Here is a 14507-nt window from a genome sequence, read left to right as displayed (position 1 = left end):
ACTATATGAAAAAATATCCAAAGCGTGAAAAATACAAAAAATACGTTCTGAATGAAATCTACTCTCATTCAGAACGTATTTTGTTTCGTCACTCTTTGTTATTTTACTGCGTTCTGCCTTGCAATCGCTTTCTTTAGTGCGACTTCCGCACGGAGTACATCAATTCCGTCCTTCTTTGCAAGTCTCTCTTTTGCACGCTCTTCCGCTTTCTTTGCACGCTCTACGTCAATCTCCTCCGGCCACTGTGCATCTTCTGCAAGTACCGTGATCTTATCCTTCTGAATCTCAACAAATCCACCGAGGATTGCTGCTTTCTTCACTTCCGATTCATTGTGGATCTTCATAACGCAAGGCTCTAAGATCGTTGTAAGCGGAATATGGTTCTGATATACACCCATCTCTCCTTCGACCGATACAAATTCGAGGAATGTCCCCTCGCCTCCGTAGAATACTTCATCCGGAGAGATGATCTTCAATTCAAATCTCTCTGCCATAGGAACTCCCTCCTACTTCACGCGAGCAAGTACGTCATCAATATTTCCTGCGTTCAGGAAGTAACCTTCCGGAATATCATCGTGTTTTCCTTCGAGGATCTCCTTGAATCCCTGAACAGTCTCACTGATCGGTACATAACGTCCTTCAAATCCTGTGAACTGTGTCGCAACGAAGAACGGCTGTGATAAGAATCTCTGGATCTTTCTCGCACGGGATACAGTAAGCTTATCGTCTTCGGAAAGCTCATCCATACCAAGCATTGCGATGATATCCTGTAATTCTTTGTATTTCTGAAGAATTTCCTGCACACCGCGGGCTACATTATAGTGCTCTTCGCCTACGATATGTGGATCAAGCATTCTTGATGAAGACTCCAGTGGATCTACCGCCGGGTAAATACCAAGCTCTGTGATCGCACGGGAAAGTACGACTTTCGCATCCAGATGGGCGAATGTCGTAGCCGGAGCCGGGTCAGTCAAGTCATCGGCAGGTACGTATACAGCCTGAACGGATGTGATAGAACCGTTCTTTGTAGATGTGATACGTTCCTGAAGAGCTCCCATCTCTGTCTGAAGTGTAGGCTGGTAACCTACGGCTGAAGGCATACGTCCAAGAAGCGCTGATACCTCTGAACCTGCCTGTGTGAAACGGAAGATGTTATCGATGAACAGAAGTACGTCCTTTCCACCTTTGTCACGGAAATACTCTGCCATTGTCAGACCTGTCAGACCAACTCTCATACGAGCTCCAGGTGGCTCATTCATCTGTCCGAATACCATGGCTGTCTTATTGATAACTCCTGATTCTGTCATTTCGTAGTAGAGGTCATTTCCTTCACGGGTTCTCTCTCCTACACCTGTAAATACAGAATATCCACCATGCTCTGTTGCAATGTTTGTGATAAGTTCCTGGATCAATACTGTTTTACCTACACCGGCACCACCGAACAGTCCGATCTTACCACCTTTCTGATATGGACAAAGTAAATCGATTACTTTGATACCAGTTTCCAGCATTTCTGCTTCGGTTGCCTGCTCCTCGAATGTAGGCGCTTTTCTATGAATCGGTTCATATTCCACGTCTGTCGGAGCCGGTTTCTCATCGATTGCTTCTCCAAGTACGTTGAAGATACGTCCTAATGTATGTTCTCCAACCGGTACTGTGATCGGCGCACCTGTCGCAACCGCATCCATTCCGCGCACAAGTCCGTCTGTCGGACCCATGGCGATACATCTTACTGTATCATCTCCCAGATGCTGCGCAACTTCTACAACTAACTTTTCGCCATTGGATCTTGTGATCTCAATCGCTTCGTTAATCTCAGGAAGCTGGCCCTCGGCGTATTTTACGTCCAATACCGCGCCGATGATCTGAGTGATTTTACCTATATTTCTCTCTGCCATCTTTTCACTCCTAATCTGTTTTCCAATACTACAATGCCTCTGCACCCGCGATGATCTCAGTCAGTTCCTGAGTGATCGCACCCTGACGGGCTCTGTTATATTTCAATGCCAGGTCTTCGATGATCTCTTCTGCGTTGTTTGTCGCAGAATCCATCGCCTGCATACGCGCACCATTTTCACTTGCAACGGCCTCTACAAAGGCTCCGTAGAGAATGCTTGTCATATATTTTGGAACAAGCAGTCCGACTGCCACTTCCTCTTCAGGCTCAAAGTTCATCAGTGTCAGTTTATCCACAGAACTTTCTCCCTCTTTTTCCTCCTCTGCGATTGCAGCGGTGTCTACCGGAAGTAATTTTGTAAGTGTCGGAATATGACTTACAGTATTCTTGAAGAATGTGTATGCCACATAGATCTCACCGATCTCCCCTGCCGCAAAATCAGTCAGAAGTCTTTTGCTGATCGCCTGTGCATCACTGTAAGAAGGTTCTTCGATCACGTCAGAGAAATCTTCCACGATCTCATATCCCTTTCTCTCCAATGCTTCTGCACCTTTATGTCCGACCGTATACAGACGGATATTTTCTTTCTCGATTCCACTTCCAGTAATCAGTTTCACGATATTAGAATTGTATCCGCCTGCGAGACCTCTGTTTGATGTCACAACTACGATTCCGACTTTCTTAGAGTCGCTCTTCTGCAAGTATGGATGCTCAATGTTTCCTGCTTTTGCAAGCATGGAAGTCACCGTCGCATACATGCATTCGAAATATGCTTTTGAATTTTCCGCGCGGGTTCTTGCTTTTTGCAGCTTTACAGTAGAAATAAGTTTCATGGCTTTTGTAATCTGCTGTGTACTCTGCACACTGCTTCGACGTCTTTTAATCTCTCTCATTGATGCCATGATATAGTTCTCCTCTCACCTGAATGGTAATCGCTACCGCACTAAAATTCTGCTTTAAATTCATTGATTGCTTTTACAAGTGCTTCTTCTGTCTTGTCAGAAATTACTTTTTCTGTACGGATTGCTTCTGGAATTTCCGGATATTTTGTCTGAATAAATTCAAACAGTCCTTTTTCAAAACGAAGCACATCTTCTACCGGAATATCCAGCAGATGTTTCTGTGTTGCCGCATAAATGATGATAACCTGGTATTCTACCGGCATTGGCTGATACTGTGGCTGCTTTAACATCTCTTTGATGCGGGCACCCTGTGCAAGACGTTCTGTCGTATCTGCATCAAGCTCAGAACCGAACTGTGCGAAAGAAGCAAGCTCACGGTACTGTGCAAGGTCGATACGGATCGGTCCTGCGATCTTTTTCATCGCTTTGATCTGTGCAGAACCTCCAACACGGGATACGGAAATACCCGGGTTGATCGCCGGTCTGAAACCAGCATTGAACATCTCTGTCTCGAGGAAGATCTGACCATCTGTGATAGAGATAACATTTGTAGGGATGTATGCAGATACGTCACCTGCCTGTGTCTCAATGATCGGAAGTGCTGTCAGAGAACCTCCGCCTAATTTGTCAGATAATCTTGCTGCTCTCTCTAACAATCTAGAGTGCAGATAGAATACATCTCCCGGATAAGCCTCACGTCCTGGTGGACGACGGAGCAGTAAGGAGAGTGTACGGTAAGCTGTCGCATGTTTGGACAAATCATCGTATACTACGAGAACGTCCTCTCCATTTTCCATCCACTCTTCACCGATCGCACATCCTGCATATGGTGCAATGTACTGAAGAGGTGCCAGCTCACTTGCTGTAGATGCAACGACTGTTGTATAATCCATTGCACCATGTTCTTCAAAAGTCTGAACGATATTTGCAACAGTAGATGCTTTCTGTCCGATCGCAACGTAGATACATTTTACGCCCTGACCTTTCTGATTGATAATTGTGTCGACTGCGATCGCTGTCTTACCGGTCTGTCTGTCACCGATGATCAACTCACGCTGTCCTCTTCCGATCGGCACCATGGAGTCGATCGCTTTGATACCTGTCTGTAATGGAGTATCTACGGATTTACGAGAAATAACTCCGGAAGCAACTCTTTCGATCTGGCGGAAAGATGTTGCCTGAATCGGTCCTTTTCCATCGATTGGCTGACCTAACGCGTTTACTACACGGCCTAACATGCAATCACCGACCGGCACTTCTACTACACGGCCTGTTGTCTTTACAGTATCACCTTCGTTGATGTTTCTGTTATCACCTAAGAGAACCGCACCAACGTTGTCTTCTTCAAGGTTCAATACCATACCATATACTTCTCCAGGGAACTCTAACAATTCTCCCTGCATTGCATTTTCCAGTCCGTGGATACGCGCGATACCATCGGCTACCTGAATAACCGTTCCAACATCAGATACTTCTAACTCTGATGCATATCTTTTAATCTGTTCTTTAATGACAGAGCTGATTTCTTCTGGTTTTAAATTCATGGAGCGAATCCACCTTCCTTCTATTTTTTGTGCTCTAGTGAATCTGGATCTTTCTCAACTGTTTTGATAATTCATAGAGCTTCGTCTTAATACTGCTGTCCACAACACGGTCTTTGATACGGATCACCATGCCTCCGATCAGACTTTCATCAACATCGTAATTCATCTCAAATGTCTCATACTGTGTTGTCTCAAGCAGACGTTTCTCGATATCACTTTTCTGTTTGTCGCTCAGCGCAAAAGCTGTCGTCACATTTGCGATACCGATCTTCTTTTCTTCCTTTACAAGTCCGATAAAGTATTCAAATACGGACACTGTATCCGGGTAATGACCTTTTGTGATCAATAATGTCATCAGTCCAATGATCTCGCGGGATACATGACCGCCGAATGTTTCTTCGATGATCTTCACTTTATCTTCTTTGATGATCTTCGGATGATTCATTAATCTGCTCAGTTCTTCGTTTGTGCGTAAAACTTCCAGCACATCCTGAACCTCTGTGAAGAACAGATCCATCTTGTTCTCCTCAACAGCAACGGCAAACAATGCATCACCATATGTTTTAGAAACTAACTTAGCCATGTACGTTCACCCATTTCTTTTAATGTTTCATCGATTAGACTTTCCTGTACATTTGTATCGATCGAAGCCTTTACGACTTTTCCTGCCATAAGAGAAGCAATTGCTACCATCTCCTGCTTCATCTCATCCAATGCACGTTTCTTCTCTAATTCAACCTCTGCGTTTGCACGCGCTATAATACGGGCTGCCTCTTCTTTCGCTTCTGCAACAATCTGTGACTCTGTCTTCATCGCTTTCTTGCGGGCTTCGCTCAGGATGACCTGCGCTTCTTTGTCCACTTCTTTTAACTTTGTCTCATATTCTTCTTTGAATACGACAGCATCTGCTCTCTCTTTCTTTGCAGTATCCTGTTCTTCCTTTACCCGTCTCTTACGCTCGTCAAGCATCTTTCTGACCGGTTCAAATAACAGGTAGGACAACAGTGTGAAAAGTACGAACATCGCAATTGCAAGTGTACACGCATCGAACAGCAGTTGTGCATCCAGGTTAAATAAACGTTCCAAGGTTCAGCCTCCTTCCTTCTATTATTTTCATCTCTTCCGTTTTTCAATCTGCTTCTGTACGGAATCTCTTTTTTATAACTGACCTAATAATGGGTTAGCGAATAATAAGATCAGCGCGATAACAAGACCATAAAGACCTGTTGTCTCTGCTACGGCCTGTCCTAAAAGCATTGTGGATGTGATGTCTGATTTTGCTCCCGGGTTTCTACCAACTGCAGATGCACCATGACCTGCTGCAACACCCTGTCCAATACCAGGTCCGATACCTGCGATCATCGCAAGACCTGCACCGATTGCTGAACACGCTAAGATTAATGCTTCGTTTGTAATTTGACTCATAATAAATTCCTCCTGTTTTACAATTCATTTTCGTAAAATTTCCCTGCCTGCTAAGAGGCTGATTATTCTGCTTCCGGTAATTTATCATTGATAAATACCATTGACAGCATACAGAACACATATGTTTGAATACATCCTGAGAAGATGTCAAAGTATATGTGCAAGATACCTGGCCATCCGATTGCGAACTTCGATAACAGGCCATATAAAAGACCCATGATAACTGTTCCGGATACAACGTTTCCGAACAGACGCAATGAAAGCGAGAACGGTACCGCGATCTCACCGATCAAGTTGATCGGGAATAAAATTGGCAGCGGTTTAAACAATCCGGTGAATGCTCCGACCTTGTTGTAACGAATGTTATTATACTGGATCAGTATAAACGTTATCACACCAAGTGGAAGTGTTACACCGTAATCCGCTGTCGGTGGACGAAGTCCAAGAAGCCCTGACAGGTTGCTGACGATCAAGAATAAAAACAGCGTTCCGATATAATTCCGGTAAGGGATTCCATTTTTCCCCATGCTGCCTTTTACCATGCCGTCCAGCGCTTCCACAACCATCTCTGCAATGTTCTGCAATGTTCCAGGTTCCCCTTCGGTATCCCGGAGCTTACTGCGGACAATGAGTGCAAAAATGATAAGAAGTACGCACACAACCAGTACACTGACATGTGTCGTTGTCAGCCACAGTTCCTGCCCAAACAAGTGAAATTTGACAAGCCCGTGTATCATAAAATCAGGTCCGTCTGCAGCTAAAATTCCTAAGCCAGTTCCCACATGATCACCCTCCTTTACTTAGATTTTTGGAGTCTTACAAATACTCTGTGCGTCCACGGCTGGAGATACGCCGAGATCTTCAGACTCATAACGCCGATCAGCGCCGCAATGATATTGCCTACCTGAAAGTAAGCTGTCACTCCAAATACGACTGCAACAACAAAAAGACGGATTACATATGTCTTACGCATATGCTTCGGTGCACCCTCTTCCCCAAAGTCAAGAGCATCCTCGATCGACCGCTTCATATGTATCATCATACCGAGTGCCGTTGCAATTCCGATCCAGAGACCAACCGCAACAGACAACGTATTATCCGTCACGACCAGACAGATGATCTGTGCCAGAATTCCATATACAATTATGCCAGCCGCCAGTTCCTTCACTGTATTGTCTGCACTATTCATCTTTATGTTCCTCTTTCTCTTCTGGATCTTCATTTGCATGTTTTGCCAAGTAATATGTGTTGCGTCCTCCGGCCAGCACACCCATGATCACCAATGGGATAAACAGTGAAATGGAGAACTTTTTTTCCAAAAACACCGCAAGAAAAACGCACAAAAAAATAGGGGTGATCATACTTAATCCAAGCTGTGTAATAAGTGCAAATGTACGATACACACTTCTTTTATACTTCATAACTCGATCCCTACTTTCAATTCATATTTTCCTGTCCTTTTTATTATAACATTTTTAGGGTTCTTGTCTAGGTTTTTTACAGTTTCTTTATTAATTCTGTCTATAATTTTAGTGAATCTTCCTATGATTATATATCCCATTCTAACCGGTGTAAATGCCCCTCTAAATTCATTCCTGCGAACTGATTCTGACGAAGTGCCTCATAAAGTACGATCGCCACAGAATTTCCAAGGTTCAGTGAGCGGATATCCCCTACCATCGGAATACGGATACTGTCTTCTTTATGGTGGACTAAAATCTCCTCCGGGATCCCTGCGCTCTCCTTCCCGAACATGATATAACAATCCGGCTCATACTTTACATCCGTATAGACATTTGGAGCCTTTGTCGTCGCCATATAGATCTTTGCCCCCGGATTTTTCTCCAGAAAATCATTGTAGTCAATATAGGTTGTCACATCCAGCTGGTCCCAGTAATCCATACCGGCCCGTTTGATTGCTTTTTCATTTAGTCGGAATCCAAGCGGTTCGATCAGATGCAGTCGTGTGTTTGTTGCCACACACGTCCTCCCGATGTTTCCTGTATTCGCCGGGATCTCCGGCTCAAATAACACGATATTTAACATTTCTTCTGCCTCCTTTATCTCTTTTGCTCCCTCAGACGTTCAATAAATCTTTCCAGCCTTCCAAGCGCCACCTTCAGATCTTCCAGAGAATACGCGTAAGAAATACGGATAAATCCTTCTCCACTTGCCCCGAAGGCAGTCCCCGGCACAACTGCCACCCGCTCTTCCTCGAGAAACCTCGTGGCAAATTCTTCTGATGTCATTCCAAACTCGGAAACATCCGGGAACACATAAAATGCTCCGTACGGCTCAAAACATTTCAGCCCGATCCTTCTGAACTCATGCATGAGAAATCTTCTTCTCTGATTGTAAGCTTCCCGCATCTCATCAACTTCCGGCTGACAGTTTCTAAGTCCTTCGATCGCTGCATACTGGCTATTTGTCGGCGCACACATAATCGCAAACTGATGGATCTTAATCATCTGCTCAATAATCTCCGCCGGACCACACGCATACCCAAGCCTCCATCCGGTCATCGCAAACCCTTTGGAAAATCCATTGATCATGATCGTCCGCTCCCGGAGACCCGGAAACTCTGCGATCGATACATGCTCTCCCTGATAGCTCAATTCTGAGTAAATTTCATCCGAAATCACAAACAGATCATGCTCTTTTACCACTTCTGCGATCGGTTCCAGATCCTCCCTTGTCATGATCGACCCCGTTGGATTATTTGGAAATGGCAGGACAAGAATCTTTGTGCGAGGTGTTATTGCCGCCTCCAACTCCTCTCTTGTCAGCTTAAACTCATTTTTATTTTGAAGAGGGATCACAACCGGCACACCGCCTGCAAGTACCGCACACGGAAGATACGATACATAACTCGGCTGTGGGATCAGCACTTCATCGCCCGGATCGAGCATTGCACGCATTGCGATATCAATTCCCTCGCTCCCGCCGACTGTCACGACTACCTCTGACTTTGGATCGTATACGACAGATATTTTTCTCTGAATATAATTACAGATTTCTTCTTTTAATTCCTTCAGCCCAGAGTTTGATGTATAAAATGTCCTTCCCTTTTCCAGAGAATAAATTCCTTCCTCCCGGATCCGCCAAGGCGTGTCAAAATCTGGCTCCCCAACTCCAAGAGAAATGGCATCTTTCATCTCATTGACGACATCAAAAAACTTACGGATTCCCGAAGGCTCTATTTCTACTACTTTTTTTGCTAACGGATTCCTCATTACGGTGTCACCAACATCCTTTCTGATTCTGTCTTTGCCACAAGTACTGCTCCATGATCTTTGTACTTCTTCAATACGAAATGGGTCGCTGTGCTCAGCACGGCATCCAGCGGCGCCAGTTTTCCTGATACAAATTCAGACACTTCTTTTAAAGTCCTTGCCTTCAATGTGATCAGAAAATCATATCCCCCCGAGATCAGATACACTGCATTGACTTCCGGATAGTTGTAAATTCTCTCTGCAATCCTGTCAAATCCCTGATTTCTCTGTGGTGTCACTTTTACCTCGATCAAAGCAACCACCTGCTCCTCACCGGTCTTCTCCCAGTCGATCAGCGTATGGTAGCCACAGATGATCTTCTCTTTCTCCATCTGCGCGATCTCATTTGCAATCATCACCTCATCTGAGCCGAGCAGTACTGCTAACTCCTGCAGATTTATTTTGCTGTTCCTTTCAAGATATTTTAAAATCTCTCTTCTCATTATACTTTCCCTTCTTTCCTGTCCTGTTCGATAAATGACTCATAGATCCTTGCAAGCTCATCCGGCTGAGGTCTGTCCAGAAAACGCCGCTCGCTTCCCCCAGACAACACGCGCTCCTTCCTGTTCGTCGTATGTCCGATGACCGCTGCCTGCTTTCCTGCCTCCTGAAGTTTCTGCACAAGCGCCTCTCCATTCTGTGTAAAGATCAGAAGACTTCCCACTGACGTCATCTGATACGGATTCAAGCGGAAATATTCGCAGATTTCTACTGTTTCCTGCTGAATAGACATCTTCTTCATATCTGCTTCCAGCCCTACATCAGCTGCCTCGGCTGCTTCCCACAGTGTCGCCAGAATTCCTCCCGGACCGATCTGATAGATTGCCGAAGCGCCATGCTCTCTGGCAGTCCAGATCTGTTCCAGCGCAAACAATTCCTGCTCCATCCCTTTGATTCGATTTAAAAATGCCGGAACAAATCTCTTCGCCAGCTCTTCTTCTTTCCTGCCTGCAACCCGCAGCATTCCCTCAAGCCCGATCCATCCTGCAAGCACAATATCCTGCCCTGCTTCTGCTACCATCTTTTGAGGAATCTCTTCTTCCGCCGTTCCAACTGCATTGACATGCACAATCGCCTCGCAGATGGCGGGACTTACTTCCGCCTTGGCACAGAGGATCTGAAGGTTCTGCCTCTCTGCCGCCTGCTCCATCCATTCTACCATCGCCTTCAATCTGGATTCGTATGCATAAGGCGGAAGCTGGATCTGCACATCCACACCGATTGGATCTGCACCTCGGGCAGCAATATCATTTACCGCTCGCGCCATCGCAAATATGCCGATACTTTTCGCACTTCCATACACCGAAGTCCCGGAAAAAATCACCGGAGCCGACTCTTTTACGCGAATCCCCGCACACATTTCCTCAGAAGTCGGTTCAAACATCGACTCATCTCTGACAGTATGTAATTGTTTTAAAATAGAACGCTTCAGCACAGTTCCTGACACATTCCCTATTTTCATGCTTTCCCAGTCCTTTCTTTTGTTCTGCCCATCATCTGTTCTCTGCTCCTATATGATTAGAACAAATATGGCACAACTCCGGTCAGAATCATTGCTACAATAATTACGATAATGATCACCGATGCAATCTTTCGAAATTTCTTATTATAAAAATTCATTGTTCTTCTTCCTTTCTTCCACCAACTACTATTGCACATTTCTTCCCTTCCTACCGGAAGATATTTCTTCATTCTATACCGTTTCTTCCTCTTTTGCAAGAAACCAAAAGCGGATTTTCCCGAATCTTTTTCTAAAATACTGTTTCTTCTTCCATCTCACAAACTTCTACCACACGCGCCTCATAGTTCAGTGGATTCCGATTCTGATAATCAAATAAAAGTACCGTCTCTCCTCTGGCAGCATCTTCGGTCACTCGATAGCCAAACCGTTCGATATGTGTCATCTTCCGCAACTGTCGTTTGTCCCATTTTTCATATCCTGCAAGATACTTATGTGCTTTTGCTTCTTCATCATAAAATTGCTGCTGCTCTTCTTTTTTCACCGTCTCTTCTCCCGCAAATGCCGGTCGGCTTTTTGCATTTTCCCTGAGATAAAAATCAAAAATAAGCAGTTCCCGATACAATTCTTCCCTCTCCGGATCTATCTTCTTCGCAAATGCATACAGAATCTCATACCGTGTCACCCTCGCGTGACTTAAAAAGGTCTGTCCCTCTTCATCATAATATGCGCCCAACTGCTCATACATAGAAAAGGAATCCGGAAATGCCTTTTCAAGCGCCCCAAGTGTGTACGAAAACTGTCTGCTGTTATAGTAAACTTCTACCATCTCTTCCACCCTCTTTAGGCGAAGCACATCGCTGTAAGGAAGCCACTTTGTGTAAAGCACTTCATACGGTGGTCTGCTCTTATACACAAGCCCATACTGTTCCTTCTGTTCCTCCATATAGGAGCCTTTCAGCACTTTCAGAAAACCTAGCTGCAGCTGTTCCGGTGCAAGCGCATAGACATCGTTGAAAGATCTTCGGAAGCTCTCGTAATCTTCATACGGAAGCCCCGCGATCAGATCCAAATGCTGATGGACATTTCCGTAAGCATTGATCTGTCTGACGATGCGTGCCACCTCTTCAAACTTCATCGTCCGGCGGATCTCCCGGATCGTCCTCGCATTGGTAGACTGTACGCCGATCTCCAGCTGGATCAGTCCCGGTCGCATCTGACTGATCAAAGAAAGTTCCTCCTCATTCAGGAGATCAGCCGACACTTCAAAATGAAAATTCGTAATCCCATTGTCATGCTCAATCAAATATCTCCAAATCTCCATCGCATGTCCGTGCTTACAGTTAAACGTCCGGTCTACAAATTTCACCTGCGGCACTTTTTCATCAAGGAAAAACTGTAATTCCTTCTTCACGAGCTCTAAATCACGGAAACGCAGGCACTTGTCTACTGAAGAAAGGCAGTAACTACAGGAAAACGGACATCCTCTGCTTGTCTCATAGTAAACAATCTTATTCTGAAAATCTTTCATGTCATGGTAGACAAATGGGACTTTGCTCAGATCCATTACCGGGCGCCATGGATTGTCCAGAATCTGCCCTTTTTCTCCCCGGTAAGTGATCCCGTCAATCTTCTCCAGACTTCCACCTTCCATATAGTAATGTACCAACTCCCGGAACGTCTCTTCCCCTTCTCCCTTCATCACTCCGAATACTTCCGGAAGTCTCTGAAGAACTGCCGGACTGTCATAAGATACTTCGGGGCCTCCGATCCAGATTGGCACTCCTGGAAGAATCTTTCCTGCCTCCCTCACAAGCTGCTCTACATAATCCAGATTCCAGATATAACAGGAAAAGCAAAGAATATCCGGTTTCTTCCGGTACAGATCCATCAAAATATTATCTACCTGCTGGTTGATCGTATACTCCGCAATTTGTATCTCTTCCCGATATTCCGGCACATACGCCCGAAGACTGTACACGGCCAGATTGGAATGGATGTATTTCGCATTGATCGCTGTTAATAAAATGTTCATATACGCCTCTTTTCTGCGCCAACTGTACCTTGCGGCAAATCTGCGCCTGAAATATTGTTTTATTTTACTATATATTGTACTTTTTCGCAATTCCCAGTTGACATTTTTACATAAACAAGGTAAAATATAGACTCGTGCAGCCGGGGTGTTAGCGGTACCTTGTACCCACAATCCGCTATAGTGGGGGTGATGTTACACGGAGGGCTTATGCTTGTGAAGCTGCCCTCGGAAAGTGGCGTTGAGGCTTGGGTCTTACGCGACGGAACTCTGTGAACCGTGTCAGGTCGGGAACGAAGCAGCACTAAGCAGAGACCTCCGGGTGCCGTAAGGGTGCCTGGGCTGAGTTAACTACCGAGGTAACGTTCGGGAGGTAAGTTCGAAGTGTAACGCACGAAAAAAATATGGACTTACTTGGGCAAATAACATCAATATCATTAATTAATATATTGAATACAATGCCCATTCTGAGCAGGATATACCAAGCTGTATATCCTGCTCTTTCTTTTATTATTTTTCAAAAAGAAATATACCATAATTTTTGTATTCATAAAAACACCTCGCATTGAGCATATCAAATCAATGCGAGGCAACATATTTTACATCTTGTCAAGTGCTTTTATCTATTTTGAATATGTTTTAAGTTGACGATATTACTCTCATAATAGGTGATCTTTACTACTATTCCTATTTTTCGATGTATTCTAATTGATAGGCAAAAATCGAATGATTTATTTCCAACTAATAATGCTATTTTGAGCAAAAAACATATTCTGCAAGCCTTTTAAGTGCTTCTTGAACTTTTGTAAAGGGAAGTGCAAGATTCATGCGAATTGCATATTCCCCATGAAACGGTCTTCCATCTTGCCAACCCACTCCAACACGATGTCCTTTCTTCAAAATCTCTTCTAAACTTATATGATGCTTTTCACACCATTTTCTGCAATCTAGAAATAACATATAAGTTCCCTGCGGTTTACTCAGTTCCACTCCTTCAAAATATTTATTAATAAAATCGTATGCGTAATTAATATTTTGGGAAAGTACTTTTCTCAATTCATCTACCCATTCCATACCATCTTTACTATATGCTCCAATCAATGCATACATTGAAAGTACATTCATAGAGTTGTAATGAGATTTACTACTACACGCTCTCACACGATCTCTCAAATATGGATTATAAATTATGTGATAACTTCCAATCAATCCTGCTAAATTAAAAGTTTTACTTGGCGCATAAAGAGCAATCACTCTGTTTCTTGCATCTTCATCTAAAGATTGCATAGGAATATGCTGATTTTCATTTAAAATAATATCAGACCAAATTTCATCGCAGATAACAATACAATCATTTTTACGATATACTTCAAGAGCTTTTCTAAGTTCTTCTCGTTCCCATACTCTTCCTGTAGGATTATGCGGATTACAAAATACAGCAACGTGAATTCGGTTCTTTTTTATCTTTCTATCCATATCTTCATAATCCATACGCCAAATGCCTTCTTCATCTTTTTTTAGCGAACTCAACACAATTTTATATCCTGCATTTGTAATACTTCCTGTAAACCCCACATAAGTAGGACTATGAACAAGTATACTATCTCCCGGAGTTGCAAAAGCATTTAAAGCCGATACAACTCCCCCCAATACACCATTCTCATAACCAATGCATTCTCTTGTAAGCCTAGCAACATTGTTTCTTTTTTCTTGCCAGTTTATAATCGCTTCATAATATTCATCTCTTGTAATAAAATATCCAAAAGTTGGATGTTCAGTTCTTTCTAAAATCTTTTTCTGAACTGTAGGTACTGTTGCAAAATTCATATCTGCAACCCACATCGGAATAAAATCAAATCCTTCTTGTGGCAATTCAAAACCGGAAAATTTTCCTACTACATCCACAGCCATAGCATCTTTGCCCTGACGATCAATAATAGATACAAAATCATACTTCATATTATTCCTCTCCATTC

The 14507-nt window shown here is 43.8% G+C and carries 17 protein-coding genes and 1 other RNA gene; 1 reads left to right on the top strand and 17 read right to left on the bottom strand.

Going from position 1 to position 14507, the window contains the following annotated elements; genetic code table 11:
• Nucleotides 1-98: 98 nt before the first annotated feature.
• From atpC to ACESPO_RS04580, 16 genes are all read right to left on the bottom strand, one after another.
• Nucleotides 99-494, bottom strand: coding sequence for an ATP synthase F1 subunit epsilon (gene atpC, locus ACESPO_RS04655; RefSeq protein ID WP_117578509.1), 396 nt, complete (start codon nucleotides 492-494; stop codon nucleotides 99-101).
• Nucleotides 495-506: 12 nt separating this feature from the next.
• Nucleotides 507-1898, bottom strand: coding sequence for a F0F1 ATP synthase subunit beta (gene atpD / locus ACESPO_RS04650; RefSeq protein ID WP_008976914.1), 1392 nt, complete (start codon nucleotides 1896-1898; stop codon nucleotides 507-509).
• Between the two features lie 28 nt (nucleotides 1899-1926).
• Nucleotides 1927-2799, bottom strand: a complete 873-nt coding sequence (atpG, locus tag ACESPO_RS04645; protein ID WP_008976915.1) for an ATP synthase F1 subunit gamma — start codon at nucleotides 2797-2799, stop codon at nucleotides 1927-1929.
• Between the two features lie 41 nt (nucleotides 2800-2840).
• The gene (gene atpA / locus ACESPO_RS04640; RefSeq protein WP_008976916.1) at nucleotides 2841-4343 is read right to left on the bottom strand and encodes a F0F1 ATP synthase subunit alpha; all 1503 of its coding nucleotides are present in this window, start codon (nucleotides 4341-4343) and stop codon (nucleotides 2841-2843) included.
• Between the two features lie 34 nt (nucleotides 4344-4377).
• Complete coding sequence (gene atpH, locus ACESPO_RS04635) at nucleotides 4378-4926, bottom strand: ATP synthase F1 subunit delta (protein ID WP_008976917.1); 549 nt, start codon at nucleotides 4924-4926, stop codon at nucleotides 4378-4380.
• On the bottom strand, nucleotides 4914-5429 hold the full coding sequence (atpF, locus tag ACESPO_RS04630) for a F0F1 ATP synthase subunit B (RefSeq protein ID WP_008976918.1): 516 nt from the start codon (nucleotides 5427-5429) through the stop codon (nucleotides 4914-4916). Before atpF ends, atpH begins: the two co-directional genes overlap by 13 nt.
• 72 nt (nucleotides 5430-5501) lie before the next feature.
• Nucleotides 5502-5768: an ATP synthase F0 subunit C gene (gene atpE / locus ACESPO_RS04625; RefSeq protein ID WP_008976919.1), complete on the bottom strand. Its 267-nt coding sequence runs from the start codon at nucleotides 5766-5768 to the stop codon at nucleotides 5502-5504.
• Nucleotides 5769-5830: 62 nt separating this feature from the next.
• Nucleotides 5831-6550: a F0F1 ATP synthase subunit A gene (atpB, locus tag ACESPO_RS04620; protein WP_008976920.1), complete on the bottom strand. Its 720-nt coding sequence runs from the start codon at nucleotides 6548-6550 to the stop codon at nucleotides 5831-5833.
• Between the two features lie 14 nt (nucleotides 6551-6564).
• Nucleotides 6565-6957, bottom strand: a complete 393-nt coding sequence (locus ACESPO_RS04615; RefSeq protein ID WP_008976921.1) for a hypothetical protein — start codon at nucleotides 6955-6957, stop codon at nucleotides 6565-6567.
• On the bottom strand, nucleotides 6950-7189 hold the full coding sequence (locus ACESPO_RS04610) for an AtpZ/AtpI family protein (protein WP_016439584.1): 240 nt from the start codon (nucleotides 7187-7189) through the stop codon (nucleotides 6950-6952). Before ACESPO_RS04610 ends, ACESPO_RS04615 begins: the two co-directional genes overlap by 8 nt.
• Nucleotides 7190-7316: 127 nt before the next feature.
• Complete coding sequence (locus ACESPO_RS04605) at nucleotides 7317-7814, bottom strand: tRNA (cytidine(34)-2'-O)-methyltransferase (RefSeq protein ID WP_008976923.1); 498 nt, start codon at nucleotides 7812-7814, stop codon at nucleotides 7317-7319.
• 14 nt (nucleotides 7815-7828) lie between these two features.
• On the bottom strand, nucleotides 7829-9001 hold the full coding sequence (locus tag ACESPO_RS04600) for a pyridoxal phosphate-dependent aminotransferase (RefSeq protein WP_499788531.1): 1173 nt from the start codon (nucleotides 8999-9001) through the stop codon (nucleotides 7829-7831).
• A complete protein-coding gene (locus ACESPO_RS04595) occupies nucleotides 9001-9483 on the bottom strand; it encodes an Lrp/AsnC family transcriptional regulator (protein ID WP_008976925.1) in 483 nt (160 codons plus the stop codon). Before ACESPO_RS04595 ends, ACESPO_RS04600 begins: the two co-directional genes overlap by 1 nt.
• A complete protein-coding gene (locus ACESPO_RS04590) occupies nucleotides 9483-10502 on the bottom strand; it encodes an AIR synthase-related protein (protein WP_016439583.1) in 1020 nt (339 codons plus the stop codon). Before ACESPO_RS04590 ends, ACESPO_RS04595 begins: the two co-directional genes overlap by 1 nt.
• A 56-nt stretch (nucleotides 10503-10558) precedes the next feature.
• Nucleotides 10559-10732 (bottom strand): hypothetical protein, encoded by a 174-nt coding sequence (locus ACESPO_RS04585; protein ID WP_499788529.1) that lies wholly within the window; start codon nucleotides 10730-10732, stop codon nucleotides 10559-10561.
• A 59-nt stretch (nucleotides 10733-10791) separates the two neighbouring features.
• Nucleotides 10792-12534, bottom strand: a complete 1743-nt coding sequence (locus ACESPO_RS04580; protein WP_499788527.1) for a B12-binding domain-containing radical SAM protein — start codon at nucleotides 12532-12534, stop codon at nucleotides 10792-10794.
• Nucleotides 12535-12666: 132 nt separating this feature from the next.
• On the opposite strand from ACESPO_RS04580, the gene ffs reads away from it, so the two are divergent.
• Nucleotides 12667-12928: signal recognition particle sRNA large type (gene ffs, locus ACESPO_RS04575), an RNA gene on the top strand.
• A gap of 353 nt (nucleotides 12929-13281) precedes the next feature.
• Here the strand turns inward: ffs and ACESPO_RS04570 are convergent.
• Complete coding sequence (locus ACESPO_RS04570) at nucleotides 13282-14490, bottom strand: MalY/PatB family protein (RefSeq protein WP_009263275.1); 1209 nt, start codon at nucleotides 14488-14490, stop codon at nucleotides 13282-13284.
• Nucleotides 14491-14507 lie beyond the last annotated feature (17 nt).

This window comes from Coprococcus sp. HPP0074, assembly GCF_964238105.1.
GTDB lineage: Bacteria > Bacillota > Clostridia > Lachnospirales > Lachnospiraceae > Faecalimonas > Faecalimonas umbilicata.
This window is presented reverse-complemented; position numbering and strand designations above follow the sequence as displayed.

Excerpts from the sequence above, each read along its gene's own strand:
- atpC (WP_117578509.1), bottom strand. The coding sequence starts at position 494 with ATGGCAGAGAGATTTGAATTGAAGATCATCTCTCCGGATGAAGTATTC.
- atpE (WP_008976919.1), bottom strand. The coding sequence starts at position 5,768 with ATGAGTCAAATTACAAACGAAGCATTAATCTTAGCGTGTTCAGCAATC.
- ACESPO_RS04590 (WP_016439583.1), bottom strand. The coding sequence starts at position 10,502 with ATGAAAATAGGGAATGTGTCAGGAACTGTGCTGAAGCGTTCTATTTTA.
- ACESPO_RS04610 (WP_016439584.1), bottom strand. The coding sequence starts at position 7,189 with ATGAAGTATAAAAGAAGTGTGTATCGTACATTTGCACTTATTACACAG.
- ACESPO_RS04585 (WP_499788529.1), bottom strand. The coding sequence starts at position 10,732 with ATGAAGAAATATCTTCCGGTAGGAAGGGAAGAAATGTGCAATAGTAGT.
- ACESPO_RS04615 (WP_008976921.1), bottom strand. The coding sequence starts at position 6,957 with ATGAATAGTGCAGACAATACAGTGAAGGAACTGGCGGCTGGCATAATT.
- ACESPO_RS04605 (WP_008976923.1), bottom strand. The coding sequence starts at position 7,814 with ATGTTAAATATCGTGTTATTTGAGCCGGAGATCCCGGCGAATACAGGA.
- ACESPO_RS04600 (WP_499788531.1), bottom strand. The coding sequence starts at position 9,001 with ATGAGGAATCCGTTAGCAAAAAAAGTAGTAGAAATAGAGCCTTCGGGA.
- ACESPO_RS04580 (WP_499788527.1), bottom strand. The coding sequence starts at position 12,534 with ATGAACATTTTATTAACAGCGATCAATGCGAAATACATCCATTCCAAT.
- atpD (WP_008976914.1), bottom strand. The coding sequence starts at position 1,898 with ATGGCAGAGAGAAATATAGGTAAAATCACTCAGATCATCGGCGCGGTA.
- atpG (WP_008976915.1), bottom strand. The coding sequence starts at position 2,799 with ATGGCATCAATGAGAGAGATTAAAAGACGTCGAAGCAGTGTGCAGAGT.
- atpA (WP_008976916.1), bottom strand. The coding sequence starts at position 4,343 with ATGAATTTAAAACCAGAAGAAATCAGCTCTGTCATTAAAGAACAGATT.
- ACESPO_RS04595 (WP_008976925.1), bottom strand. The coding sequence starts at position 9,483 with ATGAGAAGAGAGATTTTAAAATATCTTGAAAGGAACAGCAAAATAAAT.
- atpH (WP_008976917.1), bottom strand. The coding sequence starts at position 4,926 with ATGGCTAAGTTAGTTTCTAAAACATATGGTGATGCATTGTTTGCCGTT.
- ACESPO_RS04570 (WP_009263275.1), bottom strand. The coding sequence starts at position 14,490 with ATGAAGTATGATTTTGTATCTATTATTGATCGTCAGGGCAAAGATGCT.